At 70.7% G+C, this 25955-nt stretch carries 25 protein-coding genes and 1 pseudogene; 12 read left to right on the top strand and 14 right to left on the bottom strand.

Features of this window, described 5'->3' with window-relative positions; all coding sequences use genetic code 11:
- Window positions 1-44 precede the first annotated feature (44 nt).
- Both rpsR and rplI read left to right on the top strand, forming a co-directional pair.
- Window positions 45-281: a 30S ribosomal protein S18 gene (gene rpsR / locus A8713_RS15620; protein ID WP_003949403.1), complete on the top strand. Its 237-nt coding sequence runs from the start codon at window positions 45-47 to the stop codon at window positions 279-281.
- Window positions 282-299: 18 nt separating this feature from the next.
- The gene (rplI, locus tag A8713_RS15615) at window positions 300-746 is read left to right on the top strand and encodes a 50S ribosomal protein L9 (RefSeq protein WP_018566241.1); all 447 of its coding nucleotides are present in this window, start codon (window positions 300-302) and stop codon (window positions 744-746) included.
- Between the two features lie 218 nt (window positions 747-964).
- Here rplI and A8713_RS15610 read toward each other — a convergent pair whose 3' ends face one another.
- The gene (locus A8713_RS15610; RefSeq protein ID WP_064534045.1) at window positions 965-2302 is read right to left on the bottom strand and encodes an MATE family efflux transporter; all 1338 of its coding nucleotides are present in this window, start codon (window positions 2300-2302) and stop codon (window positions 965-967) included.
- Between the two features lie 460 nt (window positions 2303-2762).
- On the opposite strand from A8713_RS15610, the gene dnaB reads away from it, so the two are divergent.
- Entirely contained in the window at window positions 2763-4241 is a 1479-nt protein-coding gene (gene dnaB, locus A8713_RS15605; protein ID WP_064534043.1) for a replicative DNA helicase, read from the top strand.
- 39 nt (window positions 4242-4280) lie between these two features.
- Here the strand turns inward: dnaB and A8713_RS15600 are convergent, their stop codons facing one another.
- The 3 genes and pseudogenes from A8713_RS15600 to def all read right to left on the bottom strand — a co-directional run bounded on the left by A8713_RS15600 (window position 4281) and on the right by def (window position 7932).
- Entirely contained in the window at window positions 4281-5531 is a 1251-nt protein-coding gene (locus A8713_RS15600) for an MFS transporter (protein ID WP_064537525.1), read from the bottom strand.
- Between the two features lie 1173 nt (window positions 5532-6704).
- Window positions 6705-7139, bottom strand: a pseudogene (locus tag A8713_RS15595) (dihydrofolate reductase family protein); the annotation flags it as partial.
- A 130-nt stretch (window positions 7140-7269) separates the two neighbouring features.
- Entirely contained in the window at window positions 7270-7932 is a 663-nt protein-coding gene (gene def / locus A8713_RS15590) for a peptide deformylase (protein WP_064534041.1), read from the bottom strand.
- A 113-nt stretch (window positions 7933-8045) separates the two neighbouring features.
- Here def and A8713_RS15585 point away from each other — a divergent pair, with 113 nt between their 5' ends.
- On the top strand, window positions 8046-8621 hold the full coding sequence (locus A8713_RS15585) for a winged helix-turn-helix domain-containing protein (RefSeq protein WP_064534039.1): 576 nt from the start codon (window positions 8046-8048) through the stop codon (window positions 8619-8621).
- 80 nt (window positions 8622-8701) lie between these two features.
- Window positions 8702-10087, top strand: coding sequence for a serine hydrolase domain-containing protein (locus A8713_RS15580; protein ID WP_064534038.1), 1386 nt, complete (start codon window positions 8702-8704; stop codon window positions 10085-10087).
- A gap of 120 nt (window positions 10088-10207) precedes the next feature.
- On the opposite strand, the gene A8713_RS15575 is transcribed toward A8713_RS15580, so the two are convergent.
- Entirely contained in the window at window positions 10208-10660 is a 453-nt protein-coding gene (locus A8713_RS15575; protein ID WP_064534037.1) for a GNAT family N-acetyltransferase, read from the bottom strand.
- A gap of 44 nt (window positions 10661-10704) precedes the next feature.
- Entirely contained in the window at window positions 10705-11181 is a 477-nt protein-coding gene (locus A8713_RS15570) for a MarR family winged helix-turn-helix transcriptional regulator (RefSeq protein ID WP_064534036.1), read from the bottom strand.
- 142 nt (window positions 11182-11323) lie between these two features.
- On the opposite strand from A8713_RS15570, the gene A8713_RS15565 reads away from it, so the two are divergent.
- Both A8713_RS15565 and A8713_RS15560 read left to right on the top strand, forming a co-directional pair.
- Complete coding sequence (locus tag A8713_RS15565) at window positions 11324-12532, top strand: MFS transporter (protein WP_064534035.1); 1209 nt, start codon at window positions 11324-11326, stop codon at window positions 12530-12532.
- A gap of 175 nt (window positions 12533-12707) precedes the next feature.
- Window positions 12708-13130 (top strand): GlcG/HbpS family heme-binding protein, encoded by a 423-nt coding sequence (locus A8713_RS15560; protein ID WP_064534034.1) that lies wholly within the window; start codon window positions 12708-12710, stop codon window positions 13128-13130.
- A gap of 85 nt (window positions 13131-13215) precedes the next feature.
- Here the strand turns inward: A8713_RS15560 and A8713_RS15555 are convergent, their stop codons facing one another.
- The 5 genes from A8713_RS15555 to A8713_RS15535 form a co-directional block, all read right to left on the bottom strand.
- A complete protein-coding gene (locus tag A8713_RS15555) occupies window positions 13216-14082 on the bottom strand; it encodes a GNAT family N-acetyltransferase (RefSeq protein WP_064534033.1) in 867 nt (288 codons plus the stop codon).
- A 193-nt stretch (window positions 14083-14275) separates the two neighbouring features.
- Window positions 14276-14758 (bottom strand): NUDIX domain-containing protein, encoded by a 483-nt coding sequence (locus A8713_RS15550; RefSeq protein WP_064534032.1) that lies wholly within the window; start codon window positions 14756-14758, stop codon window positions 14276-14278.
- A gap of 84 nt (window positions 14759-14842) precedes the next feature.
- On the bottom strand, window positions 14843-15748 hold the full coding sequence (locus A8713_RS15545) for a LysR family transcriptional regulator (protein WP_064534031.1): 906 nt from the start codon (window positions 15746-15748) through the stop codon (window positions 14843-14845).
- A gap of 198 nt (window positions 15749-15946) precedes the next feature.
- Window positions 15947-17131, bottom strand: a complete 1185-nt coding sequence (locus A8713_RS15540) for a cystathionine gamma-lyase (RefSeq protein ID WP_064534030.1) — start codon at window positions 17129-17131, stop codon at window positions 15947-15949.
- A 133-nt stretch (window positions 17132-17264) separates the two neighbouring features.
- Window positions 17265-17642 carry a phage holin family protein gene (locus A8713_RS15535; protein ID WP_018566256.1) on the bottom strand — a complete coding sequence of 126 codons (378 nt, stop codon included), beginning with the start codon at window positions 17640-17642 and terminating at the stop codon, window positions 17265-17267.
- A gap of 48 nt (window positions 17643-17690) precedes the next feature.
- Between A8713_RS15535 and A8713_RS15530 the strand changes: the two genes are divergently transcribed.
- The 4 genes from A8713_RS15530 (at window position 17691) to A8713_RS15515 (ending at window position 20036) form a co-directional block, all read left to right on the top strand.
- Window positions 17691-18008: a cupin domain-containing protein gene (locus A8713_RS15530; protein ID WP_018566257.1), complete on the top strand. Its 318-nt coding sequence runs from the start codon at window positions 17691-17693 to the stop codon at window positions 18006-18008.
- A 178-nt stretch (window positions 18009-18186) separates the two neighbouring features.
- Window positions 18187-18399: a DUF5326 family protein gene (locus tag A8713_RS15525; protein ID WP_018566258.1), complete on the top strand. Its 213-nt coding sequence runs from the start codon at window positions 18187-18189 to the stop codon at window positions 18397-18399.
- 321 nt (window positions 18400-18720) lie between these two features.
- A complete protein-coding gene (locus A8713_RS15520; protein ID WP_079158977.1) occupies window positions 18721-19500 on the top strand; it encodes an IclR family transcriptional regulator in 780 nt (259 codons plus the stop codon).
- A gap of 98 nt (window positions 19501-19598) precedes the next feature.
- Window positions 19599-20036 (top strand): SsgA family sporulation/cell division regulator, encoded by a 438-nt coding sequence (locus A8713_RS15515; protein ID WP_064534029.1) that lies wholly within the window; start codon window positions 19599-19601, stop codon window positions 20034-20036.
- 101 nt (window positions 20037-20137) lie between these two features.
- On the opposite strand, the gene A8713_RS15510 is transcribed toward A8713_RS15515, so the two are convergent.
- Window positions 20138-21529, bottom strand: a complete 1392-nt coding sequence (locus A8713_RS15510) for a YibE/F family protein (RefSeq protein WP_064534028.1) — start codon at window positions 21527-21529, stop codon at window positions 20138-20140.
- Between the two features lie 241 nt (window positions 21530-21770).
- On the opposite strand from A8713_RS15510, the gene thiC reads away from it, so the two are divergent.
- Window positions 21771-23561, top strand: a complete 1791-nt coding sequence (thiC, locus tag A8713_RS15505) for a phosphomethylpyrimidine synthase ThiC (protein WP_064534027.1) — start codon at window positions 21771-21773, stop codon at window positions 23559-23561.
- A gap of 82 nt (window positions 23562-23643) precedes the next feature.
- Here the strand turns inward: thiC and A8713_RS15500 are convergent, their stop codons facing one another.
- Window positions 23644-24510, bottom strand: coding sequence for a hypothetical protein (locus A8713_RS15500; protein ID WP_064534026.1), 867 nt, complete (start codon window positions 24508-24510; stop codon window positions 23644-23646).
- A 182-nt stretch (window positions 24511-24692) separates the two neighbouring features.
- Complete coding sequence (locus tag A8713_RS15495) at window positions 24693-25796, bottom strand: metallophosphoesterase (RefSeq protein ID WP_107440644.1); 1104 nt, start codon at window positions 25794-25796, stop codon at window positions 24693-24695.
- Window positions 25797-25955 lie beyond the last annotated feature (159 nt).

Here is a 25955-nt window from a genome sequence, read left to right as displayed (position 1 = left end):
GGGTGGGCCGTACCCACACTTCTTGATCACACAGGAGAAACACCATGGCGAAGCCGCCTGTGCGCAAGCCTAAGAAGAAGGTCTGCGCTTTCTGCAAGGACAAGGTCACGTACGTGGACTACAAGGACACGAACATGCTGCGGAAGTTCATTTCCGACCGCGGCAAGATCCGTGCCCGCCGCGTGACCGGCAACTGCACGCAGCACCAGCGTGACGTCGCCACGGCCGTCAAGAACAGCCGTGAGATGGCGCTGCTGCCCTACACCTCCACCGCGCGATAAGGGAAGGGTGAGCCATTCATGAAGATCATCCTGACCCACGAGGTCACCGGCCTCGGTGCCGCGGGCGACGTCGTCGACGTCAAGGACGGTTACGCTCGCAACTACCTGATCCCGCGGAAGTTCGCGATCCGCTGGACCAAGGGTGGCGAGAAGGACGTCGAGCAGATCCGTCGTGCTCGCAAGATCCACGAGATCCAGACCATCGAGCAGGCCAACCAGATCAAGGCCCAGCTCGAGGGTGTGAAGGTCCGTCTGGCCGTCCGCTCCGGCGACGCCGGTCGTCTCTTCGGTTCCGTCACCCCGGCCGACGTCGCCTCGGCGATCAAGGCCGCCGGTGGTCCCGAGGTCGACAAGCGCCGCATCGAGCTGGGCGCGCCGATCAAGACCCTGGGCGCCCACGCGACGTCCGTGCGTCTGCACCCCGAGGTGGCCGCCAAGGTCAGCATCGAGGTCGTCGCGGCCTGATCGCCGTGCTCGGCTGAACGCAGCTGAGAGAGGGGCCGCACCCGGCTGGGTGCGGCCCCTCTTCGTGGTCGCGGGTGGGCCCGTGCCGTGCAGGCTCTACGGCGTGCGAGCGCGGCTCACGAGGTGGGAAGGGCGTCCGTGTTTCGCGGTCTCGCCGGTTTTCACGGTTTCACGTGAAACAGCTCGATCACCGCGGCGGTGACGGACGGGCGCCGGCCTCAGCGCGTCGCGCCCGTCACCAGCCAGCGGCCCGACCGGGTTCGTATCCACAGGGTCAGCAGGCGCACGGTCATCATGAGCGCCATCGCGGCCCACAACGCGGTGAGTCCGCCGCCGAACACGGGCACCAGAAGCGCGGCGGGGGTGAACACCGCCAGGGTGAGGATCATCGCCCCGGCCAGGTACGGGCCGTCGCCCGCGCCCATCAGTACGCCGTCGAGGACGTAGACGATGCCGCAGACCGGCTGGGAGAGCGCCACCAGCAGCAGAGCGGGAAGGGCGGTGTGCTTCACCGTGGCATCGCCGGTGAACAGGGGCAGGAACACCGGGCGGCTCACGACCACGAGAAGTCCGAGAACGACACCGACCACCGCGCCCCACTGCACCATGCGCCGGCAGACGTCCCGGGCGCCCGCAGTGTCACCGGCGCCCAGGAAGCGGCCGATGATGGCCTGTCCGGCGATCGCGATGGCGTCGAGCGCGAAGGCGAGCAGGCTCCACAGGGACAGGATGATCTGATGGGCGGCGATGTCCGCGTCACCGAGGCGGGCCGCGACCGCCGTGGCGATCATCAGGATCGCCCGCAGGGAGAGCGTGCGCACCAGCAGGGGAACACCGGCCTGTGCACAAGCCCTGATGCCCGCGGCGTCGGGGCGCAGGGACGCGCCGTGCCTGCGGGCTCCGCGGACGACCACGACGAGGTAGACCGCGGCCATGGCGCACTGGGCGATCACGGTGCCCCAGGCGGAGCCCGCGATGCCGAGGCCGGCGCCGTAGACCAGTCCGACGTTGAGGACGGCATTGGCGACGAAGCCGCCCACGGCGACGTAGAGGGGGGTCCGGGTGTCCTGGAGACCGCGGAGCACCCCGGTGGCGGCGAGCACGACGAGCATGGCGGGGATGCCCAGGGCGGAGATCCGCAGATACGTGGTCGCGTACGGGGCGGCCGTGTGCGAGGCGCCGAAGAGGTCCACCAGCGCCGGTGCGCTGGGCAGGACCGTCACGATGACGGCGGCGCCGAGCAGCAGCGCCAGCCATACGCCGTCCATCCCCTGGCGGATCGCGGCCTGGAGATCGCCCGCGCCGACGCGGCGTGCGACCGCGGCCGTGGTGGCGTAGGCGAGGAAGACGAACACGCTGACGGCGGTGGTCAACAGGGCGGAGGCGACCCCGAGGCCGGCCAGTTGCGCCGTGCCGAGGTGGCCGACGATCGCGCTGTCGGCCAGCACGAAGAGCGGCTCGGCGACGAGTGCGCCGAAGGCCGGGACCGCCAGTGCGACGATCTCTCGGTCATGCCGACGGCGGTCGGCCGCAGGTCGTGCGGGGGCCTGTGTCATGGGCACCAATCTAACCGTCCACAGGTAAGCGATGCAAAGCGCTTTGGACCCTTACTTTTGCTGGTGAACTGTGCAGGTGTGCGCACTGTTCGAAGCGATCTTGGTCCGATGGGGAAAGTTTTTCTTCTGCACAGCCGGTGGACGGGAAACCAGCAGGTCAGCAGTGGTCCCTGGAATCCTGCGAGGGCTTGTTCACAGCACTGTCCACCGGGTCGTGCACAGGTTTCGCCGAGTTCTCCACAGCATCGGGCCCGTCGTCCACATGGCCTGTGGATAACCAGATTGGCTGACGGTGCCCGGGGGCCTACCGTGGTCCGGCGCCTGCTCCTTTCGCCTGCTCCCGAACACGTCGTGAGACGACGCGCCGGAAGCGGAGGCGGGCTGCTCGATATGTCAGTGCCGTGCCGTAGAAATGAGAGGCACGGCGAGGTCCGCTCGGCGGACGGGAGGAGGCCGCTCGGTGAGCATTTCCGAGCCCTTGGACGACCCGTGGGCCGACAGCGGACCAGGTGATCGTCTGCCTGCCTCCCGTCGGCGGCCCGAAGGAGGGCGCGGCCGCGACGAACAGCACGACCGGGGCCGGGAGGGCGACGCCTGGGAGGGCGGCGGCTCGGCCTTCGAGCGGGTCCCCCCGCAGGACCTCGACGCGGAGCAGTCCGTCCTCGGCGGCATGCTCCTGTCCAAGGACGCCATCGCGGACGTCGTCGAGATCCTCAAGGGCCACGACTTCTACAAGCCCGCCCACGAGACGATCTACCAGGCCGTCCTCGACGTCTACGCCAAGGGCGAGCCCGCCGACCCCATCACCATCGCGGCCGAGCTGACCAAGCGCGGCGAGATCAACAAGGTGGGCGGTGCCTCGTATCTGCACACGCTGGTGCAGACGGTGCCCACCGCGGCGAACGCCGCCTACTACGCGGAGATCGTCCACGAGCGCGCGGTGCTGCGCCGCCTGGTCGAGGCCGGCACCCGGATCACCCAGATGGGTTACGCGGGCGACGACGACGTCGACGAGATCGTCAACCGCGCCCAGGCCGAGATCTACGCGGTCACCGAGCAGCGCACCAGCGAGGACTACCTGCCGCTGGGCGACATCATGGAAGGCGCCCTCGACGAGATCGAGGCCATCGGGTCGCGCAGCGGCGAGATGACGGGCGTGCCCACCGGGTTCACCGACTTCGACTCGCTGACGAACGGCCTGCACCCCGGCCAGATGGTCGTCATCGCCGCCCGTCCCGCGATGGGCAAGTCGACGCTCGCCCTGGACTTCGCGCGCGCCGCCTCCATCAAGCACAACCTGCCCAGCGTCATCTTCTCGCTGGAGATGGGCCGCAACGAGATCGCGATGCGACTGCTGTCCGCGGAGGCCCGCGTCGCCCTGCACCACATGCGCTCGGGCACGATGACCGACGAGGACTGGACCCGGCTGGCCCGCAGGATGCCGGACGTCTCCGCCGCCCCGCTCTACATCGACGACTCCCCCAACCTGTCGATGATGGAGATCCGGGCCAAGTGCCGCCGTCTGAAGCAGCGCAACGACCTCAAGCTGGTCGTCATCGACTACCTCCAGCTGATGCAGTCCGGCGGTTCCAAGCGCGCCGAGAGCCGTCAGCAGGAGGTCTCGGACATGTCCCGTAACCTCAAGCTGCTCGCCAAGGAGCTGGAGCTGCCCGTCATCGCCCTCTCCCAGCTCAACCGTGGTCCCGAGCAGCGCACCGACAAGAAGCCGATGGTCTCCGACCTGCGTGAGTCCGGCTCCATCGAGCAGGACGCGGACATGGTCATCCTGCTGCACCGCGAGGACGCCTATGAGAAGGAGTCCCCGCGCGCGGGCGAGGCGGACCTGATCGTCGCCAAGCACCGTAACGGCCCGACCGCGACGATCACGGTCGCCTTCCAGGGCCACTACTCCCGCTTCGTGGACATGGCCCAGACCTGACCTCGGCTCCCTGGAGGGCGAAGAAGACAGCCCCACCCGTCACCTTGCGCCGTGCCTTCGAACGGACGGGAACGCCAGTACCACCCCGACTGCGGTCAGCTGCCACAACACACCCAGCCCGAGGAGCCGGTCTGCCCCTACGGCACCCGACACCGGCCCGGCCAGCGCCAGCCCGAGCGGCCCCAGGGCGAAGGCACCCAGGCTGTCGAACGCACTGACACGTCCGCGGACCTCGGCGGGGATCTCGCGCTGCATGACGGTCGTCACGAGGGTGTTGCACACCGCTGCTCCGACCCCTGCGAAGAGTGCGGCTGCGGCCACCCAGCCCAACGACAACCGCGCCGCCAACGCTGCCGCCGGGACTGCCCAGCCCGCGGATGCGGCCACGGACCAGACGAGTGCCCGGCTGGGGTTCCTGCCGAGCAGCGCCAGGCCGCCCCCGGTTGAGCCGATGCCGTAGAGGGCCAGCACCAGCCCCCAGGCACCGGCACCGCCGAGCCGCTGCTGGGCAAGAGTCGGGCCCAGTACCAGGAACGGTGCCCAGAGGACGAAGTTGAAGAGGCTGATGTGGAGGGTCGTGACCCACAGCCACGTGCGGGAGGTGAACTCCTTCCAGCCGCGTCCCAGGTCGGTGAACAATCCATGGCGGGGCGTGGCCAACTGCGACAGGGGCAGCCCAGCCAAGGCTATGACGCTCACGCCGTAGCTGGCCGCGTCGACAGCGACCACGGTGCCCGCATCAGAAACAGCGATGAGCAGGCCGGCTAGACCTGGACCTGCGACCGAGGTCACAGCCTGGGTGATCTGCAGCAGCGAGTTGGCGTCCGCAAGGTCATCCGCAGGAACGAGGTGGGGCACCAGAGCTGTCAGGCCCGGACTGAACCCTCCCTCACCGATTCCGAGGAGCACCGCCAGCACGACCACTTCCCAGACCTTCGCGCTATGGGTGAACAGCAGTACGGCCAGCGTGCCCTGGGCGGCGAACCGGAGCAGATCCGCTGTCAGCATGACTGCACGGGCTCCGAGCCGATCGGTGAACACGCCGCCGAGTAGCAGTACGACCAGCACCGCGAGGATCCGCGCCGCCATCACCACGCCGACGGCGTCCACCCCGCCGCCAGGCATCTGCAGCACGGCGAAGGTCGTACCGATCGTGTTCATCCCGGTGCCGAGTAACGACGTGCTCTGGCCGGCGAGGAAGCGGCGGAACCGGGAGTATCGCAGCGTGCGCAGGCGGTGAGTGGCTGTTCGGGGCTTGGATGCAGCGGGCGGGCGAGTGCGAAGCGTCATGGCTCCGCACTGTTCCTCCATCAACCTATTTCCTGCAAGCGTTTCCGGGAAAGAAATCTGAGTCTTTCGCGAGTGATTATTGTTCCGGTTGAACTGGCGCAGTAAATGGCCTCTATTTACTGCAACATGCCTGGTGGTAGGCTCACCGGAAGAAGAATGGGGCAAACTCCATGGAGTTTATTTACTGCGGATGGCCAGTGTGATCCAGCGTGAAACCGACAGTGTGGGCACACCTCGTCCGGCGCCGGTGGAGTACAGCGCCGCCGTCGACCGCTATCTCGCTGCGGCCGATCTCGGCAGCGCCTCCCGCCGCGTGTACCGCATCTCGCTGGTCGGGTGGTCCTGGCCATTGGTCGACCGCCGGGCTCCGGCCGGTCGCGAGCGCCGGGGAGCTCACCCACCCGTCGTTCCGTTTGCCCTGCTCGACGACCCGAAGGCCCCGGAGCGGCTGCAACGGGGACTGACCGACCGCGCCGCTGCTGCCGAACCACGCACACTGGCCCGCGAACTGGCCTGCCTTCGAGCCGCTACGGCGTGGTGGCTGGCAGAAGGCTGGATCACCGCAGACCCGGCCGCCGGACTGGCACCGCCGCCTCCGCGTCCTGGACCGGTACCGAGCGCCTCTGGTGCTTCCACGACTACGAGGGTGACCGCCGCCGACCCGGATCGGGCCCACGCTGCCCTCGCTTTGCGGGCTCCGCTCCGGGAGTTGACTCTGTGGCACCTCCTCCATGAGTCGAGAGCCCCCGTAGAACAGGTGCTTGCCCTCAATATCGACGACCTCGACCTACCTGGTCGCCGCACCCGGGCGCGCGCGGCAGCATCCCTGAGCTGGGAACGGGGCACGGCGCGCTTGCTGCCCATGCTGCTGGCCGGGCGCACTGCGGGGCCGGTGTTCGTCACCGACCGACGGGCCCCGGCCCCCACACCGGCAGCTGACCGCTGCCCGGTGACCGGCCGGGGACGGCTTTCCTACCGCCGGGCCGCCGAGCTCTTCACAGCCGCGACCAGACCACTCGATCCAGCCGGCCGTGGCTGGACCCTGCTTGTCCTCCGCGACCGGGCACCCCGGAACAGGTCGGTCCCCAGATGACGCATCGGCGAGTTGCCGCTATCCACGGACTCTCGAAGAGCCTGGCTCCTCGGACGCGCAGCGACGAGCTGACCTCAACCGGCGATCACGTACTCGTCGATCAGCCCGGCGCGCAGGGCCGCTCCGGCGAGCGTGGCGCCGCCGATGGTCATCGGGCCGCCGTCCTCGGCCTTGAGCCGGGTGATCTCCGCGATCGCGTCGCCGGTGACCAGGCGGGTGTTCCGGTCGACCGTGTCGAGCGTCGAGGAGAACACCACCTTCGGTGTGTCCCGCCAGTTCCGCGCGAACTCGATCTCCGCCGGGGTGGCGCCCGGCTGTCGGTCGCCGGTCGGCCAGGAGGAGCTCATCGTCTCCCACAGCTTGCGCCCGTACAGCGCCAGGCCGTTCGCCTGCTCATGGTCGAGCCACCACTGGAACAACTCGCCGCTCGGCGGTCCGCTCCAGCCGATGTCGTCGCCGGCCGCGGCGACGAAGCCGTCCAGGGTCAGGTTCATGCCGTAGATCAGTTTCCGCATGGCCCAGCCTTCCGTCCGTGGGTGTCCGGCGTACGGACCGGAGCGGCGCGGGAAACGCATCGGCGCGATCCGGGCTCGTCGGCAGCCCTTGTGCTCGGGGCTCGGTGCGGTGCACCCGGCCGTCCGGGCCTCAGCTGTTCAGCGCCGCGGCCCGGGACGCCCGCTGGGCGAAGACGGCCTCGCGGCGGTCCGCCATCTGGCGCAGCGCGTCCTTGCGGTCGCGTGCGGAGAGCCGGTCCAGGTAGGTGTGACCGGCCAGGTGGTCGGTCTCGTGCTGGAGGCAGCGGGCGAAGTAGCCCGTGCCCTCGATGACGAGCGGGGCGCCCTGCTGGTCGAATCCGCGCACCACGGCGCGGTCGGTGCGGGGCACGGTCATGTTCGCGCCGGGTACGGACAGACAGCCCTCGACGTCGTCGATGAGCCGCCGGCCGCCCGGCTCGGGCAGTTCCAGGACCGGATTGACCAGGTGGCCGACATGCCGGATCCCGTCGTCGTCCGGGCAGTCGTACACGAAGAGCCGCAGGCCGACGCCGACCTGGTTGGCGGCGAGACCGGCCCCGTCGGCCAGGTACATGGTCAGGAACATGTCGTCGATCAGCGCCGACAGCTCCGCGGTCCCGAACGCGGTCACCTCCTGGCACGGACGGCTCAGCACCTCCTCGCCCACCACCGTGATCCGGCGGAACGAGCCGTGCTCCGCCCGCGCGGTCCGGTCCGGGAAGGTGTCGACGGGACGGCCCTGCACGCGGACCCGCCGGTCGGCGGGGCGGGAACGCCCGGTTCGCTCGGTCACGGCGTCTCTCCTCGGCTCTTCGGCTCTTCGACCTGCGGCTCTTCGACCTGCGGCTCTTCGACCTGCGGCTCTTCGACTTGCGCCGGGCTTTGCAAAGTAGCAGACTTTGCAAAGTGACTGAAGACCGTGACATCCCGCGCGGCCGTACGGGTGACGCCGACGGCGGACTGCGTGAGCACGAGGTCCGCACCGCGCTGCTGGAGCTGCTCGCCGAGGTCGGCACCGTCACCGCCACCGAGGCCGCGTCCCGGCTGGGCTACAGCTCCGGCCTGTGCTCGTTCCATCTGCGGCAGCTCGCCCGGCACGGCCGCATCGAGGAGGCGCCGCACCGCGGAGGACGCGCCCGGCCCTGGCGCCTGGTGCGGCACGATCGCGCCGCCGACGGGCCGGCCGAGGACGCGTTCGGCGATCTGGCCAGAGGGCTGGAGGACGAGAGCTGGCAGCGCTGGCTGACCCAGCGGGACGGCGCCCCTCCCGAGTGGCGCCACGACGCGGCCTTCAGCGCCGTCGCCTATCTGACGCCCGGGGAGATGAACCGCGTCGCGGAAGCGGTCCGGCAGGCCCTCGCGCCCTACCAGGACCGTGAACAGCGGCCGCTGGCCCGCCCGGAGGATGCCCGGCCGGTGGCACTCATCACGCGGCTGTTCCCCCTGCTGCCCCCCGTACCGGAGGCCACGGACCGAGACTGAGCGGGCGTCCGGCCGCACGGCGAGGCGCGGCCCGGTGAAATGGGCTCGACGCGCACAGCCGTCCCGGATGGACTGGGGGCATGACGACACCTCAGGATGAACTGCTGCCCGGCACCCGTCGCGCCCTGACGCACCGGATCGCCGTCGCCCAGGCCGAAGGGCGGGCGCCCTCGGTCGTCGCGTCCGTCGTGCGGGACGGCCGGACGGTCTGGCACGGCGCGCGGACGTCGGTGGACGGACACGCACCGGACGAGCACACCCAGTACCGCATCGGCTCCCTCACCAAGACCTTCACCGCCGTGCTCGTCCTGCGGCTGCGCGACGAGGGCCTGCTCGACCTCGGCGACCCGCTGGAGAAGCATCTGCCGGGCACCGGCGCGGGCGACGCGACCCTCGTCGACCTGCTGGCCCACACCGGCGGGCTGGCCGCCGAGGCGCCCGGCCCCTGGTGGGAGCGGACACCGGGGACGCTGCGTCCCGAACTGTCCGACGTCCTGGGGGAGGAGCCGCTGCGGCACCCGGTCGGCAGGCGGTTCCACTACTCGAACCCGGGCTACACCCTGCTGGGCGCGCTGGTCGAGAAGGTGCGCGGGGCCGCGTGGGAGGACGTCCTCCGGCGCGAGGTGCTCGATCCGCTGGGGCTGAGCGCGACGGGAGTACGGCCCAGGGCGCCGCACGCGGGCGGCTGGGCCGTGCACCCGTGGGCCGATGTGATGCTCCCCGAGCCTGTGGAGGACCTCGGGCGGATGGCTCCGGCCGGGCAACTCTGGTCCACGACAGGGGACCTCGGCCGGTTCGCCTCCTTCCTCGCCCGGGGCGACGACCGGGTGCTCGGCCTCCGGTCGCTCCAGGAGATGCGCACTCCTGCGGCCCCGGGCGCGGCGGCGGACGTGGTGACGGGGTACGCGTACGGGCTGGGAATGGAGCTGCGGCGCTCCGGCGAACGGCTCCTGGTGGGGCACTCGGGGTCGCTGCCCGGCTTCCTCGCCTCGCTCACCCTCGCCGTGGACGACGATGTGGCCGCCGTGGTGCTGGCCAACTGCACCTCGGGTGTCCCGACGACCACGGTGGGAGCCGACCTGGTCCGTATCGTGGCCGATGCCGAACCACGTATCCCGGAGCCCTGGCGGCCCTTGCGGGACATCGATCCGGCGGTGCTGGAGCTGGCGGGGCAGTGGTACTGGGGAACCCATGGCTTCGGTCTGAGGCTGACCGGCGACGGGCTCCTCTCGCTGGAGCCGCTGGCCGGCCCCGGGCGCCGGTCGCGGTTCCGGGCGAACGGTGACGGCACCTGGACGGGGCTGGAGGGGTACTACGCCGGTGAGCCGCTGCGGGTCGTACGGCGGCCGGACGGGTCCGTGGACCACCTCGATCTCGGCTCGTTCGTGTTCACCCGTCAGCCGTACGACAGCCGCTCCGCCGTGCCCGGGGACGTGGACCCGCAGGGGTGGCGGGGCATCGGCTAGCCGTCGACGAGTTGAGCGGTGGCCGTTTCACGTGAAACGGCCACCATCGCGGGCCGAGGTCGCGGTCGGGGGGTGTGGCCCGGGGCGCGCGGAGCGCACCTCCATCGGCCCGCGAAGCGGTCACAGGGGCAGCTTGTAGCCCACGTGCGAGGCCTCGAAGCCCAGCCGTTCGTAGAAGCGATGCGCGTCGGTGCGGCTCCGGTCGGTCGTCAGCTGCACCAGGGCGCAGCCCTCGCGCCTTGATGTGTCGACCGCCCACTCGATGAGCTGGGTACCCAGGCCGCTGCCGCGTTCCCCGGCGTGGACGCGGACCCCCTCGATGATCGACCGGGTGGCTCCGCGCCGGGACAGCCCGGGGACGATCGTGAGCTGGAGGGTGCCGATGACACGGCCCTGACGCACGGCGACCACCAGATGCTGGTTCGGATCGGCACGGAGCCGTTCCAGGGCGGCCAGGTACGGCGCGAGGTCGTCGGGGGATTCGCGCAGCGCGCCCAGCGGGTCGTCCGCGAGCAGGGCGACGATGGCGGGGACGTCCTCGGCGGCGGCGGCGCGTATCTCAAGATCTCCCATGGCCCGAAGCCTAGGCGGAGACGATGAACGCGGGGCGCCAGGGTCTACGCGGGCGCCGGAGCCGGGGCGGGGGCGTGCAGCGACTCCACGACGCGCACCAGCGGGGCCAGTTCCGGTTTCTGCGCGGCCTCGTCGAGCGCCTCCCGCAGAGCGGTGTCGTTCGTCGGCCTGGCCTCCTCCAGGAGCTGGAGGCCCGCCGGGGTGACGTTGGTGTAGATGCCGCGGCGGTCGGTCGGGCACAGGTACCGCTCCAGCAGGCCACGGTCCTCCAGCCGGGTGACGAGCCGGGTGGTGGCGCTCTGGCTCAGGACGACAGCGTCGGCGACCTGCTTCATCTGCAGATGGCCGCCCTCGCCGTCGTGCTGCCGGCTGAGCACGTCGAGCAGGGAGTATTCGCGCACGCTCAGCTCGTGTCCCGTCTGGAGGGCGCGCTCGATGTGCGTCTCGATCCTGCCGTGCAGCAGGGAGAGGGCGCACCAGCCCTGGGCGAGCGCGGTGAGCGCCGGATCCGTCGCTGTCATGGGCGTTGTCCCTCCATCCCTGGGTGGCTGTTTCCAGGATAGAGCAGTGGCGCAATTGCCATCGCTTGCCATTAACCCGCGTCTGCAACTATTGTCAGCGAACGTAAAGCGCTCCTGCAATCTTCTGGGAAGGTTCCTCCCCATGCCTCTCGCGCTTCTGGCCCTCGCGATCGGGGCCTTCGGGATCGGCACGACCGAGTTCGTGATCATGGGCTTGCTGCCCGAGGTCGCGGGCGACTTCGGGGTCTCCATCCCCACAGCGGGTCTCCTCGTGACCGGCTACGCCCTCGGCGTCATGCTCGGCGCCCCCCTGATGACCGTTCTGGGCACCAAGATCTCCCGCAAGCGGATGCTGATGCTGCTGATGGGCCTGTTCGTCGCCGGGAACCTGCTCTCGGCGCTGGCCCCCTCCTTCTCCGTCATGCTGATCGGCCGGGTGGTCGCCTCGCTGGCCCACGGCGCCTTCTTCGGCATCGGCTCGGTGGTCGCGGCGGGGCTGGTCGCCCCCGGCAAGCGCGCCGGGGCCATCGCGATGATGTTCACCGGTCTCACGGTCGCCAACGTCGTCGGCGTACCCCTGGGGACCCTGATCGGGCAGTCCGCGGGCTGGCGCGTCACCTTCGCCGCGGTCGCCGCCCTCGGCGTCGTCGGCCTGGTCGGCATCGCGCGGCTCGTCCCCGACCTGCCCCGGCCCCAGGGCGTCCGCCTGCGCCACGAACTCGCCGCCTTCAAGAACGCCCAGGTGCTGCTGGCCATGGCGATGACCGTGCTCGGCTTCGGCGGTGTCTTCGCCGCCATCACCTACATCGCACCGATGATGACCCGTGTCGCCGGCTTCTCGGACAGCTCCGTCACCTGGCTGCTCGTCCTCTTCGGTCTCGGCATGGTCGGGGGCAACCTCGTCGGTGGCCGGTTCGCCGACCGCGCCCTGATGCCCCTGCTGTACGTCTCCCTGGGCGCCCTCGCCCTGGTCCTGGCGCTCTTCACCGTCACCGCGCACAACAAGATCGCGGCGGCCGTGACCATCGTCCTCATCGGCGCCCTCGGCTTCGCGACCGTACCGCCGCTGCAGAAGCGCGTCCTCGACCAGGCGCACGGCGCCCCGACCCTGGCCTCGGCCGTGAACATCGGCGCCTTCAACCTCGGCAACGCCCTGTCCGCGTGGATCGGCGGACTGGTCATCGCCGCCGGCTTCGGCTACACCGCGCCCAACTGGGTCGGCGCCGCACTCGCGGCGGGCGCCCTGGTGCTCGCCGTCGTCTCCGCCGCGCTGGAACGCCGGGACAGCGCCTCCGGCACGGTCGTCACCGGGTCGGCCCCGGCGGAGCGCCCGGCCCCCGTCCACCACTGACCCGGGACGACCGGGCGCCGCGGAGCCGGCGCCGACGCCGCACCGCCCAGATCACCGCCCTCCCACCCGGCCCGTGGCAGCTCACGGCACCGTCCGCCCCTGGCGTCCCCGGGGCTGCACCGTCCCCGCCCACGGCACTCCCGCCCATGGCACCACCCACCAGGAGAACCCTCAGATGAGCACCATCCACGCCGTCGCCCCGCTGACCATCCAGGACGCCGAGACCCTGGTCACCGCGGCCCATCGCGCCGCCGAGGCGGCCGGTGTCGCCGTCAGCGTCACCGTGCTGGACGCGGGCGGTCATCTGCTCGCCTTCCGCCGTGACGACCGGGCCGTCCTGATCTCCGGGGAGACCAGCACCCGCAAGGCGTACACAGCCCTTCAGCTGGACTCCGCCACGGCCGAACTCGTCGACGCCGTGCAGCCGGGCGCCCCCTTCCACACGCTGCCCACGGCACTGGACCGGCCACTGCTGTTCATCGCGGGCGGCGTACCCGTGCACCGTGACGGCCGCCTGGTCGGAGCGATCGGGGTCGGCGGCGGAGCGCCGGAACAGGATCATGGCTTCGCCGTCGCCGCGCTGGAGCGGCTCGTCTGACACCGGCCGCACGGGAATGAACGCCGGACTCCGTCCCGCTCGGGGACGGAGTCCGGCGCTGAGGCGTCACGGAGGATCAGGCCGCTCAGCCCGCCGCTACGGTCAGCGGAGCGAACCGGCGCGCGCCGTCCCCGGGCAGCTCGGGGATCCCGTACGTCATGACGGAGTTGAAGGAGACGGAGGCCAGTCCGCGCTGTGCGGCCCACTCCCGCAGCTCCTCGTGGCGCACGTCGATGTCGGTGCGCAGGGGGCGGTCGGTGTGGGCGGCGAGAGACGCGATGAGGGCCTTCGCGGTCTCGGTGTCCCGGGCGATCAGCGGGCCCACCACGTGCGTGTCCATGTTCGGCCAGGCAGCGGCGTAGCCGATGAGCCGGCCGTTCTCCTCGGCCACCCGGAACTGGTCGGCGAACGCGGGCAGCCGGGTGATGATCGGGGTCCGGTCGGCGCCGAACACCTCCTCGTCCAGCCGCAGGATCGCGGCGAGGTCCTCGGCGGAGGCCGGACGGGTGGCGGGGCCTTCAGGCCGGGGCTCCGGTGAGAATCGTCCGCGCACCATCTCGGAGCGGCCGATGACCTTGAAGCCGAGCTCCTCGTACAGTGGACGGCCGTTCGGAGTGGCGTAGAGGGTCAGCGGTGTGGTGCCCGCCGCGGTGACGATGTGCCGCATCAGCCGGCGGCCGATGCCGCGGCGTGCATGGCGCTCGGCGACCAGGACCATGCCGACGGCAGCGAGGTCCGGTCCGTCCTGCGGCCCGTACCCGGTGACGACGCAGGCCGCCACCAGTCCCCCGTCGGGGTCGTCGATGCCGTACCCCTTCCCGGCGGAGAGGAGGAGGCCCCATTTGTGTTCCTCCCGTGGCCAGCCCCGGTTCTCGGAAAGGTCGGCGCAGGCGGTGAGGTCACGGCGCGTCAGAGGGCGAATGGGCCACGCGGCGGGGGAAGGAGTCGACACGCAGGTCAGGCTGTCCGATGGATGTCGTCGGCGTCCACTTGTTTCGTGAGAGACGTACGTGCTTTTGGCCACGTCACGGGCCGGGTGCGGGTGTGGAGGACGAATCGCTGGCCGATGGGGTCCCGCCAGGATCGGGGCTGTTGGGGTGTTTCACGTGAAACGTGACCGCGCGGCACGGCCGGGGTTCTCGTGCTCAGCCCAGATCCGGCGTGTGCAAGGCCCGGACGCCCTCGATGTTCCCGTCGAGGTAGTGCCTCAGCGACAAGGGGACGAGGTGGACCGAGGCGATGCCGACCCGGGTGAACGGCACCCGTACGATCTCGTACTCGCCGGAGGGCTCGTCCACCTCTGGTCCGTGCCGCAGGGACGGGTCCATCGACTCCAGACGGCACACGAAGAAGTACTGCACCTTCACTCCGGTCGCGCCGCCGTCCGCACCGATGTGCTCGACGGTGTCCACGAAGCAGGGGACCACGTCGACGATCTTGGCGCCCAGCTCCTCATGGACCTCGCGGTGCAGGGCTTCGACGACGGTGGTGTCGTCCGGTTCGACCCCGCCGCCGGGCGTGACCCAGTAGGGATCGACACCTGGTTTGGTGCGCTTGATCAGGATCAGGTCGTCACCGTCGAGGAGAACGGCTCGGGCGGTGCGCTTGACCACGGGTCGGACGGTCATGGGAGAAATGTGGCCCCGCTGGTTCCACGTGAAACATCGCGGGACGTCATCGCCGCTGTTGTGCCGCGATGCCCCCTGACGTCCTCAGCACCAGTCGGCGGCCGCGCGCAGCAGCCAGTCATGAGCTCGCGCGATGTGCGGCATGGCCATGGTGCCGGTCCGAATCACCAGGAAGTACGTCCGCAGCGGCGGCACCGCCGGCTCGTGCAGTGCCACCACGTCCCCGCGCTCCAGGGCCGCGGCGCACAGATAGCGGGGCAGCACCGCGAGCCCCGCGCCCGCCACCGCGCAGGCGAGCACCGCTCGCAGGTCGGCGACGATCACCGTGCCGGAGCCGGTCGGCGGGGTGTCGAACACCGAGGCCCAGTAGCGGGAGACGAACGGCAGCGACTCATGGACCTCGATCACCGGGACGTCCTCCGGGGCGGGCGCCTTCCTGCCCGCGCGCCGGACGGAGCCGTTGCCGTCGGCCCAGCGCGGAGCGGCGACCAGGACGTGCTCCTCGTCGCACAGCGCCGTCGCCGTGAGCAGCGCGCCACGCGGCTGGGCCGTGCTGATGACCAGGTCGTGATGACCGGCGGACAGCCCCTCCAGAGCTTCCTCGGCGGTTCCGAACGAGGCGCGCAATGCGAAGCCCTGGCCCTCGTACCCGGTCAGCTCGCTCAGTGCGGGCAGTGCCCGCTCGGCGGTGAACTCCGGGGGCCCGGCCAGATGCAGCGTCCGCAAGGAGGACTCCTCGTCGAGGCCCGCCTCGGCGATCTCCACCAGCGCGTCCAGATGCGGAGCGGCCTTGTGGGCGAGTTCCTCCCCGATGGACGTCGGTGTCACGCCGCGGGCCTGGCGCAGGAACAGGGGCCGTCCCAATTGCCGCTCCAGTGTGCGGATCTGGGAGGTGACGGCCGGCTGGGAGAGGCCGAGCAGCGCTGCCGCCCGGGTGAAGGAGCCGGCCCGGTGCACGGTCACAAAGGTGCGCAGCAACGCCAGGTCCACGGAACGCCCTCCCCTCTCGGTGCCCCCGTCCAGCCCCCGGCCGCCCCACTATAAATATGTCGATAGGCCCCTGTCGCTACGGTGATTGGACACTGACTCAGAGTCAACTAGCCTTGTTCGGGCGGTTCTTCGCGCGCGGAACCGAGGGCGGTCCGAGCCACGAGGGGGGGAGGTTCGGACCGCCCGCCGCACCTGCCGTCAGTGCGCCGACGCGTCCAGCGCCCGCAGGACGTCCGCCACCAGGTCAGCAGGGTCCTCCGCGCCGACGGACAGCCGGATGAAGCCCTCCGGGACCGCGTCACCGCCCCAGCGCCCGCGCCGCTCGGCGGTGGAGCGCACTCCGCCGAAGCTCGTCGCGTCGTCCACGAGCCGCAGCGCGTCGAGGAACCGCTCGGCCCGCGCGCGCGTGGGCAGCACGAAGGAGACCACGCACCCGAAGCGCCGCATCTGCCGCGAGGCGATCGCGTGGGCGGGGTCGTCGGGCAGCCCCGGGTAACGCAGCCCCGTCACCTCGGGGCGCCCGCGCAGCGCTTCGGCGACGGCCAGCGCGGAGGTGTTCTGCCGGGCGACGCGCAGTTGCAGGGTCGCGATCGAGCGGTGTGCGAGCCACGCCTCCATCGGGCCGGGGATGGCTCCGACGATCTTCCGCCAGCGGCGGACGGCGGCCATGGCCGGCCGGTCCCGGCCGGTGACATAGCCCAGCAGGATGTCGCCGTGCCCGGTGAGCTGCTTGGTGCCACTGGCCACGGAGAAGTCGGCGCCCAGGTCCAGGGGCCGCTGCCCCAGCGGGGTGGCGAGGGTGTTGTCCACGGCGACCAGGGCGCCCCGCGCGTGCGCCGCCTCGGCCAGGCGCCGGATGTCACACACGTCGAGCCCGGGGTTCGAGGGGGACTCGATCCACAGCAGCCGCGCGCCGTCCAGCACCTCCAGCTGGGCGTCCCCGCCGGTCGGCGCGGTGCGCACCTCGATGCCGTACGCCTCCAGTTGGTCGCGCACCAGGGGCAGTGCCTGGTAGCCGTCGTCGGGCAGGACCACCGCGTCGCCCGCGCTCAGCTGGGAGAAGAGCACCGAGGAGACGGCCGCCATGCCGGAGGCGAACACCAGGGTCTCGACACCGTCCACGCCCTGCGCGCCGGGCGCCTCCAGCTCGCCGATGGCGCGTTCGAGCAGGGTCCAGGTCGGGTTCTCGTCGCGGCCGTAGGTGTACGGCCCGGTCGGGTCGCCGGGCAGATGGAAGTGGGCGGCGAACACCGGTCCGGGGAGCGTGGGTTCGTGCTTGACCGGCTCGGGGAGTCCGGCCCGGACGGCGCGTGTGCCGTCACCGACGGGCGTACGGGCGACCCCGCGCCCACCGTTTTCGCCGCCCGCAGCGGAATCGTCCATGCCGCCCGTCCCTTCACATGCTCTCTCGCCGTGGCAAGCAGACTGTGGCTCGCCGTAACCACCCTCTCAGGACACCGCAGCCGGGCCGGTACCGCATCCTCCGCGGCGAGGGACGCGGCGGTCCGGCACCCGCTCAGTCCTCGTCCGGCAGGACCATGTGCAGCGCCCAGGAGACGACCGAGATGATCAGCCCGCCGAGGACGGCGGTCCAGAAGCCCTCGACATGGAAGCTCAGGTCGACCTTGTCGCAGACCCAGGACGTCAGCAGCAGCATCAGCGCGTTGACGACGAGGGTGATCAGGCCCAGCGTCAGGATGAACAGCGGGAAGGTCAGCACCTTCACCACCGGTTTGACCAGGAAGTTGACCAGCCCGAACACCAGCGCGACACCGATGAGGGTGCCGACCTCCTTGGCCGTGTTGTCCCCGGTCAGTGTGATCTTGTCGAGCAGCCAGACGGCGACGGCCAGGGCGCCTGCGTTGGCGATCGTCTTGACTACGAAATTCTTCATGTGTCTGATCGTGGCAGACGAGATCGGCCACGAACACGGGCGAGGGTGATGAAGGCATTCCGGCTGGACGAACTGGAGGCGGAGCGGGCCGCCAACGACGGCGCGTACCTGCAGTTCCTGCGGGAGCGGAACATGTCCGTCGGCCTGTACGCGCTGGACGCGGGCGGCCACGACCCGCAGAACCCGCACCGCCAGGACGAGGTGTACTTCGTCGTGAGCGGCCGCGCCTCCCTGACGGTGGGCCTGGAGACGACCGAGGTGGCGCGCGGCAGCGTGGTGTACGTACCGGCCGGAGTCGCCCACAAGTTCCACCACATCAGCGAGGATCTGCGGGTCCTCGTGGTGTTCTCTCCGCCGGAAGCGTGAGGCGCCGTCTCAGGGTTCCCTAGGGGAACGGTCAGGGGAGGACAAGGGATGCGGAAGCCCCGTCCGGGCCCGCATCGGCCCTAGCATCGAAGCAGGACGTACGACAGGTCCCGGCACCGGACGGTGCGGGCCATCGAGCACCCGGCGCTGGGCCGGCGGAGAGGTAAGGACGAGGGCAATGCGAGAAGTCTTCACGGGACTGCCGTGGTGGGTGAAGTGGATCGCGGTGCCGGTCATCGCCCTGGTCGTCTTCGGCAGCCTGATAGCGACGGTCGTCGGCTTCGTGATCGGTCTGCTGTTCAAGCTGCTGATCTTCGTGGCGCTGATCGGCGGTCTGATCTACATCGTGCGGAAGTTCATGTCGAGTTCGTCGTCGCGCGGCGACTGGTGAGCCTCAGGGGACACCGGTGACCCGTGAGGGGCGTCGCCGGGTCCCCCGCGGGAGGGAAGTTTTCCGGACAGGCCGTCCTGGAGCGGTGACAGGCGGATAGGGTCCGGGAATCGACGCGGGGGCCGGCCCCCGCGGGCAGCGTTCCCCCACCCGTGTCCTCCGCACGGGCTGCCCCTCGCGCTACGGGAGTGACCCTTGGCCACGGTTGACACCGCACCCGCAGAACCGCACGCGCCCCCGGGCCCCCGGGCGCCGTCCGGTTCCACCGGGCTTCCCGCGCAGCCGCGCTCCGCGCCCGCGGTGGAGCGTCCGCGCGTCGGTGTGCCGGAGCAGCAGCGGCCGCCCGCCCCGGCGGGGCAGACCCTCATCGGATCCGTGCAGCGCGCGATGCGCCTGCTGGAGACCGTCGCGGGGCACGAGCACGGTGCCCCGGCCAAACAGCTGGCCCGGGAGACCGGCCTCGCCCTCCCCACCGCCTACCACCTGCTGCGCACCCTGGTCCACGAGGGCTATCTGTACCGCGACCGCGGGCTGTTCTTTCTCGGGGCCGCGGCCGAGCGGCTCAGCAGCAGCGGAGCGGCGCAGAAACGTCGCAGCACGGTCGTCGACTCGCTCGCACAATGGCGTGATCTGATCGGCGTCCCGGTGTATTACGCGATGTACCGGGACGGTGAGATCGAGGTGGTGTGCGTCTCCGACACCCCGGCGAACCCGGCCGTCCAGGAGTGGGCGGACTTCCGGGAGACCGGGCACGCGCACGCGATCGGCCAGTGCCTGCTGTCCCAGCTGGACGGGAACGCCCGCCGGGACCATCTGTCCCGCTATCCGGCGCGGTCCATCACGCCGTACACCGTCCGTGACGACCACACCCTGCTGCGGCGGCTCGAACGGATGCCCAGGATGCAGCCGGTGACGGAACGCCAGGAGTACGCGCTGGGGACGGTCTGCGCGGCCGTGCCGATCACTGTGGGGGCCACGGCCGCCACGATGGCGCTGTCGCTCCCCGCGCACCAGGCCGACCGCCTGCTGCCCGCGGCGCGGCAGCTCCAGGCCGAGGTGGGACGGCGTGTCGGCTCCCTCGCGCTCGCTATCAGTATCTGAAAACTCACTCCTTGTGATCTGCCATATACGTTCAGCAAGATGCCACCAGTATCAAGGGGACCATTCCCGGCCAGTCGACGGCAGATGACGGGGTAGCGATGCGCGAGTCCGTACAGGCAGAGGTCATGATGAGCTTTCTCGTGTCCGAGGAGCTCTCCTTCCGCATTCCGGTGGAACTGCGGTACGAGACCCGTGATCCCTATGCCGTACGGCTGACCTTCCATTTGCCCGGCGATGCCCCCGTCACCTGGGCCTTCGGCCGGGAACTGCTGGTCGACGGGGTGGGCAGGCCGTGCGGCGACGGCGATGTGCGCATCGGTCCCGCCGACAACGAGGAGCTGGCCGAGGTGCTGATCCGCCTTCAGGTCGGCGCCGACCGGGCGCTGTTCCGGTCCTCCACCGCACCGCTGGTGGCGTTCCTCGACCGCACGGACAAACTGGTCCCGCTGGGCCAGGAAGGCGCTCTGGAGGACTTTGACGCGCATCTCGACGAAGCCCTGGACCGCATCCTGGCGGAAGAGCAGAACGCGGGATGAAGCGTTTCCGCAACCGAGCGTGTGCGGAGGAGTAACGCTTCACCACACGGTCCGTGACCCTTTCGCCGTCCCTGCGGGCCATGCTCCCGCCCCGGGGCGGATCACCGTTTGCGGCGCCTGCCCCGGCCCCCGCGAGCCGGTGCGGGCAGCCCCGCCGCGGCGGGGGCGGACACCGGCTGCGGCCGGTCGACCGAGACGACGAGAGCCGCCAGCGCCGTGGTGACCGGCACCGAGGCGACCAGGCCGATCGAGCCCACGAGCGTGCGCACGATCTCCTCGGCGACGAGTTCGCTGGTGGCCACCGTCCCCACGCTGCTCTGCGCGATCGAGAAGAGCAGCAGCAGCGGCAGCGCCGCGCCCGCGTAGGCCAGGACCAGGGTGTTGACGACGGACGCGATGTGGTCGCGCCCGATCCGGATGCCCGCGCGGTACAGCCCCCGCCAGCCCAGCGCCGGATTGGCCTCGTGCAGTTCCCAGACCGCCGACGTCTGCGTGACCGTCACGTCGTCGAGGACACCGAGCGACCCGATGATCACCCCGGCGAGCAGCAGGCCGCTCATGTCGATCGACGGATACAGGCCATGGATCAGTCCGGTGTTGTCATCGGTGTTGCCGGTGAGCGACGCCCAGCCGATGAACAGCGAACCCAGGACGCCGATCAACACCAGCGAGACCAGCGTGCCGAGCACGGCCACCGAGGTACGGGCGGACAGGCCGTGGCACATGTACAGCGCGATCAGCATGATCGCGCTGGCTCCCACCACGGCCACGACCAGCGGATTCGACCCTTGCAGGATCGCGGGCAGGATGAAGAGGTCCAGCACCACGAAGCTGATGGCCAGCGCGACCAGCGCCATGACCCCGCGCATCCGCCCGACGACCACGACGGCGAGTGCGAAGATCCCGGCCAGCAGCGCCATGGGGAAGCCGCGGCTCACATCCGTGACCGAGTACTGCAACTCCCTCGGCGCGGCGGGCTCGTAGGCGGCCACGACCTTCTCGCCCCGGTGCAACTGCCGTGACTGGTCCGGCTGCACGATCTCGGTGAAGGCACGGCCCTTGTCCTTGCCGGTGTCGACGCGGATCGTGGCCTTCTTGCAGGTGCCGGACGCCTGCGCCTGGGCGGAGGCGCCCTCGGCGGTGGAGGTGTCGCCGGTCGGTGTGTCGCCGGAGGTGTTCACCGCCTTGCAGCTCACCGCCACCACCTGGGTGACCGTTGCCTGCTGCGTCTGCCGGTCGAAGCCCACGCCGGTGCGCTGGTGCGCGGGGGCGCCGCCGGGCCAGAGCACGACGAGCCCGACCACCACGGCGGCGGCGAATGGGACCAGGACCGCAGCGATGATCTTGCGGAGGTGCTGCGAGACCGGCGCGGCCGGGCCGTGACCGTGGCTGTGCGCATGCCCGTGACCGTGTCCGGACCCATGGCCGTGCCCGGACTCGGGACCGGGGCGTGGTTCCGGCGGCGGATGGGGGAACTGCTGCGTCGTGGTCACCGCCCGATCATCGCAAGAACGCCGGGGGCCCACTGTTCACCGCGCCACACATGGCGCTAGCGTGGAGGCACCTTTGCACACGCGGGAGCTCGGAGCACCGGGCTGAGAGGGCGCTGACCTCCGTCTTCGCGATGTTTCACGTGGAACGTACGACGTTCCCCGGGAAATGCCGCCGGACGGAAGCCGCTGCGTCGACCGCCGAACCTGTTACCGGGTAATGCCGGCGTAGGGAGTAGGTCTCATGACCAACAAGGACGCACGCACGCCTGCCTCCGTCCAGGACGAACAGTCCCAGGAGGCCGGGAAATCCATCGGCTGGCACAAGGCGTATGTCGAGGGCACCCGCCCCGACCTGCGGGTGCCGGTCCGTCAGGTGCACCTCACCAACGGGGAGTCGGTCACCCTCTACGACACCTCGGGCGCGTACACCGACCCGCTCGTGAACACCGACGTCCGGCGCGGTCTGCCGCCGCTGCGGGAGAACTGGATCATCGCCCGCGGCGACACCGAGGAGTACGCGGGCCGTCCCGTCCGTCCCGAGGACGACGGGATCAAGCACACCTCGCCGCGCGGAGGACTGCGCAACCTCGACGCGGTGTTCCCCGGCCGGCCGCGCCAGCCGCGGCGGGGACGCGGCGGAGAGGCGGTGACGCAGCTGGCCTATGCGCGCCGCGGGGAGATCACCCCCGAGATGGAGTTCGTGGCCCTCCGGGAGAACGTCTCCCCCGAGGTCGTCCGCGAGGAGATCGCCGCGGGCCGTGCGGTGCTCCCGGCCAACGTGAACCACCCGGAGATCGAGCCGATGATCATCGGCAAGCGGTTCCTGGTGAAGGTCAACGCCAACATCGGCAACTCCGCGGTCACCTCGTCGATCGAGGAGGAGGTCGAGAAGATGACGTGGGCGACCCGCTGGGGCGCCGACACCGTCATGGACCTCTCCACCGGCCGCAACATCCACACCACGCGCGAGTGGGTGCTGCGCAACTCCCCCGTGCCCATCGGCACGGTGCCGCTCTACCAGGCCCTGGAGAAGGTCGACGGCAGGGCCGAGGAGCTGACCTGGGAGGTCTACAAGGACACGGTCATCGAGCAGGCCGAACAGGGCGTGGACTATATGACGGTCCACGCCGGCGTACGCCTCGCGTATGTGCCGCTGACCGCGAACCGCAAGACCGGCATCGTCTCGCGCGGCGGCTCGATCATGGCGGCCTGGTGCCTCGCCCACCACAGGGAGTCGTTCCTCTACGAGAACTTCGAGGAACTCTGCGAGATCCTCGCCGCCTACGACGTCACGTACTCGCTCGGCGACGGCCTCAGGCCCGGATCCATCGCGGACGCCAACGACGAGGCACAGTTCGCGGAGCTGCGCACGCTCGGGGAACTCAACACGATCGCCAAGCGTTTCCACGTACAGACGATGATCGAGGGCCCGGGACATGTCCCGATGCACAAGATCAAGGAGAACATCGACCTTCAGCAGGAGATCTGCGATGAAGCTCCGTTCTATACGCTCGGACCGCTGACGACGGACGTCGCCCCGGCGTACGACCACATCACCTCCGGTATCGGCGCCGCCATGATCGCCTGGTGGGGCACGGCCATGCTCTGCTACGTCACGCCCAAGGAACACCTGGGCCTGCCCAACCGCGACGACGTCAAGACCGGCGTCATCACCTACAAGATCGCCGCCCACGCGGCCGACCTCGCCAAGGGGCACCCGGGAGCCCAGGAGTGGGACGACGCGCTCTCCGACGCCCGGTTCGAGTTCCGGTGGGAGGATCAGTTCAATCTGGCCCTCGACCCGGACACGGCCCGGGAGTTCCACGACGAAACCCTTCCGGCGGAACCCGCCAAGACCGCCCACTTCTGCTCCATGTGCGGTCCGAAGTTCTGCTCGATGAAGATCTCGCAGGACATCCGCCGCGAGCACGGCACCGGCCGGGCCGAGGCCGACATCGCGGAGGGCATGGCCCAGAAGTCGAAGGAGTTCGCCGCCGCGGGCAACCGGGTGTACCTGCCGATCGCGGAGTGAAGCCGGTGTGACAGCCGACGGCGGCCGGTGCCGGACGGGGGGGGCGGTGGAGCCCGTCCCCGTCCGGCACCGGTCCGGTCGCTCACTCCGGGCGGTGTTCCGGACCCCCGAAGTCCGGGCTGGAGAAGTCCGGGCTGGAGTAGCTCGGACGGGAGCCCGGGGCGGCACCGTCGTCCGGGCTGCTGAAGCCGGGGCGGCCGTAGCCCAGGTGCGGCATCCGGCCGCTGGGCGCCGCGGGGTCCATGCGGTGCGGCGCCGCACCCGCGGAGGCCGCGAGGGCCTCGCGCAGGAACGGCAGGAGGCCCCGTTCGAGCAGGGCGTCGTGCCAGGCGTCCCGGGCCCGTGCGAGATCCTCGTCGAGGACGCCGTACGGCCCGGCGTCCGGTGCGGGCCGGTTGCGCAGCGCGGTGGCCAGCAGTGCCACACCGGCCGCCAGGAGGGCCGCCGCGGTCACGGCGCCGAACACCCAGCCGACGGTGACCAGACTCTGCGCGAAGGCCGGCGCCGGGTCGAGCACCTTCAGGGCGTAGCCGACGAGGAGGAAGAGGGCGGCGGCGATCCCGGCGAGGACGGGGGCGAGGACCGCGACCACCGCGGCGGCCCCCGCGCCGCCGGTCTCCGCGGCCTCGCCGACGGTGGCCGCGAGCTCCGTCACGGCCGGGTCCGGTTCCGCGGTGCCGCGGCCCCGGACGGCCGGTGCCCCGGCCGGTGCCGGGCGGCGCAGCTTCTCGCGGACCGTCACGTAGTGGTGGTACTCGGTCGCCGCGGCCGCGGTGATCAGAGCGGTGGCGTTGAGCGCCATGGTGCGCAGCTGTTCGGTGGTGAGCCGCTGTCCGACGGCGGTCGGTTCCAGGTGGTGTGGGGCGGAGCGCAGCGCCTCATCGAGGATCCGCTCGTACTCCCGGCGGTCCTCGCTCAGCAGGTGCTGCGGAACGCTGTTCATGTGCATCCCCCGATGCTCCGTAGGGCTTGGGGCTCGCATGACAGCGAGCCGTCGGGCAGAAACGGAGGGGAGCCTGCTACGGATAACCCGATGGTAGAGCCGCGACGGTGCGCGGTGACAGGGGGTTTCCACAAATTGCGTGCCGGGCTGCGGCCCGGCCCGGCACCGACGGGGGCGTCGTGGAACGGTCAGAAGTCCAGCGGAAGTTGCTGGACCAGCAGTTTTCCGGCCATCGTCACGCCGCCGTCCATGGCGATGGCGAGGCCCTCGGCGTAGACGTGCGGTCCCTCCACGACGGGGCCCGCGGTCTCGTCGCCGTCCTCGGAGCCGACTTCGCCCAGCAGATACGGGATGGGGCTGTGGCCGTGCACGATGCGGGCGCCGCCGTAGGTGCCGAGCAGCGAGCGCACGGCGTCGGCGCCGCCCTCGTCACGGAAGGAGAAGCGCTTGGTGAACTTGCGGAACAGGTCCCAGCACTCGTCCGCGTCATTGCGCGTGAGGGTGTCGTGGACCGTGTCGTTGACCGCTTCGATCGAGTCGCCGTAGTCGAGGTAGGAGGTGGTGTCGGAGTGCACGAGGAGGTAGCCGTCGACCTCCTCCATCGCGTCGAGGCGGGCCATCCACTGCAGGTGGTGGTCCTGGAGGCGGTCCATGTCGGACTTCTGGCCGCCGTTGAGCAGCCAGGCCGCCTGGAAGGTGGCGGTGCCCGCACCGGAGTTGACGGGGGTGTCGCCGAACCGCTTGGCACCCAGCAGCAGAAGCTCGTGGTTGCCCATGAGGGCCTTGCAGTAGCCGCCGGCCGCCGCCGCCTCGGCGGACAGCCGCATCACCAGATCGATGACGCCGATGCCGTCCGGGCCGCGGTCGGTGAAGTCGCCGAGGAACCACAGCCGCGCGGTGCCGGCGCACCACTGGCCTGCGGCGTCGACAAGTCCCTGTTCCTGGAGCGCGGCGACCAGTTGGTCGAGATAGCCGTGCACGTCGCCGACGACGAACAGCGGTCCGGGCCCGGCCGGGGCCTGCGCGGCGACAGGGTCCACCGTCACCTGGACCGTGTCGCCGCGGTGGATGACGGGCAGGTCACGCTGGGTCGGCGTGTACACGTCCGGGTAGCCCTCCTCGGGCGCCGGGCGGTCCTCCTCGAGCGGCGGCGCGCTCTCGGCGGGAGGCGCGCCGGGGGGGTACGGAGCGGCCTCGTTCATGTACGCGGGCACGCGGAAGTCGCGCAGTGTCGCCGTCCGCTCCACCTCGGGTCCCTGACCGGCCCCCTGAGTCATCGACCCCTCCACCATCGCGCCGCGTCTGCACCGCTTCGGACTGCCTGGTCGCAGCGGCCCGCGGTGTCGTGCGCCCATCATAGGAATGCGGATCGCGCCGTGTGATGACCCAGGGGTGGTGAATCGGAACGGGACTCAGGTTCACCGTGGCTTTCGCCCCGTTTGGACACTCTT

The organism is Streptomyces sp. SAT1, assembly GCF_001654495.1.
Classification (GTDB): domain Bacteria; phylum Actinomycetota; class Actinomycetes; order Streptomycetales; family Streptomycetaceae; genus Streptomyces; species Streptomyces andamanensis.
The sequence above is the reverse complement of the archived record's forward strand: the minus strand, read 5'-3'. Positions and strand labels throughout refer to the sequence as shown.

Bases quoted from the DNA above. Each gene is read 5' to 3' on its own strand.
- rpsR (WP_003949403.1), top strand. From the start codon at position 45: ATGGCGAAGCCGCCTGTGCGCAAGCCTAAGAAGAAGGTCTGCGCTTTC.
- rplI (WP_018566241.1), top strand. From the start codon at position 300: ATGAAGATCATCCTGACCCACGAGGTCACCGGCCTCGGTGCCGCGGGC.
- A8713_RS15610 (WP_064534045.1), bottom strand. From the start codon at position 2,302: ATGACACAGGCCCCCGCACGACCTGCGGCCGACCGCCGTCGGCATGAC.
- A8713_RS15600 (WP_064537525.1), bottom strand. From the start codon at position 5,531: ATGACGCTTCGCACTCGCCCGCCCGCTGCATCCAAGCCCCGAACAGCC.
- A8713_RS15580 (WP_064534038.1), top strand. From the start codon at position 8,702: ATGACGACACCTCAGGATGAACTGCTGCCCGGCACCCGTCGCGCCCTG.
- A8713_RS15575 (WP_064534037.1), bottom strand. From the start codon at position 10,660: ATGGGAGATCTTGAGATACGCGCCGCCGCCGCCGAGGACGTCCCCGCC.
- A8713_RS15570 (WP_064534036.1), bottom strand. From the start codon at position 11,181: ATGACAGCGACGGATCCGGCGCTCACCGCGCTCGCCCAGGGCTGGTGC.
- A8713_RS15565 (WP_064534035.1), top strand. From the start codon at position 11,324: ATGCCTCTCGCGCTTCTGGCCCTCGCGATCGGGGCCTTCGGGATCGGC.
- A8713_RS15560 (WP_064534034.1), top strand. From the start codon at position 12,708: ATGAGCACCATCCACGCCGTCGCCCCGCTGACCATCCAGGACGCCGAG.
- A8713_RS15550 (WP_064534032.1), bottom strand. From the start codon at position 14,758: ATGACCGTCCGACCCGTGGTCAAGCGCACCGCCCGAGCCGTTCTCCTC.
- A8713_RS15540 (WP_064534030.1), bottom strand. From the start codon at position 17,131: ATGGACGATTCCGCTGCGGGCGGCGAAAACGGTGGGCGCGGGGTCGCC.
- A8713_RS15535 (WP_018566256.1), bottom strand. From the start codon at position 17,642: ATGAAGAATTTCGTAGTCAAGACGATCGCCAACGCAGGCGCCCTGGCC.
- A8713_RS15530 (WP_018566257.1), top strand. From the start codon at position 17,691: ATGAAGGCATTCCGGCTGGACGAACTGGAGGCGGAGCGGGCCGCCAAC.
- A8713_RS15525 (WP_018566258.1), top strand. From the start codon at position 18,187: ATGCGAGAAGTCTTCACGGGACTGCCGTGGTGGGTGAAGTGGATCGCG.
- A8713_RS15515 (WP_064534029.1), top strand. From the start codon at position 19,599: ATGCGCGAGTCCGTACAGGCAGAGGTCATGATGAGCTTTCTCGTGTCC.
- thiC (WP_064534027.1), top strand. From the start codon at position 21,771: ATGACCAACAAGGACGCACGCACGCCTGCCTCCGTCCAGGACGAACAG.
- A8713_RS15500 (WP_064534026.1), bottom strand. From the start codon at position 24,510: ATGCACATGAACAGCGTTCCGCAGCACCTGCTGAGCGAGGACCGCCGG.
- A8713_RS15495 (WP_107440644.1), bottom strand. From the start codon at position 25,796: ATGGTGGAGGGGTCGATGACTCAGGGGGCCGGTCAGGGACCCGAGGTG.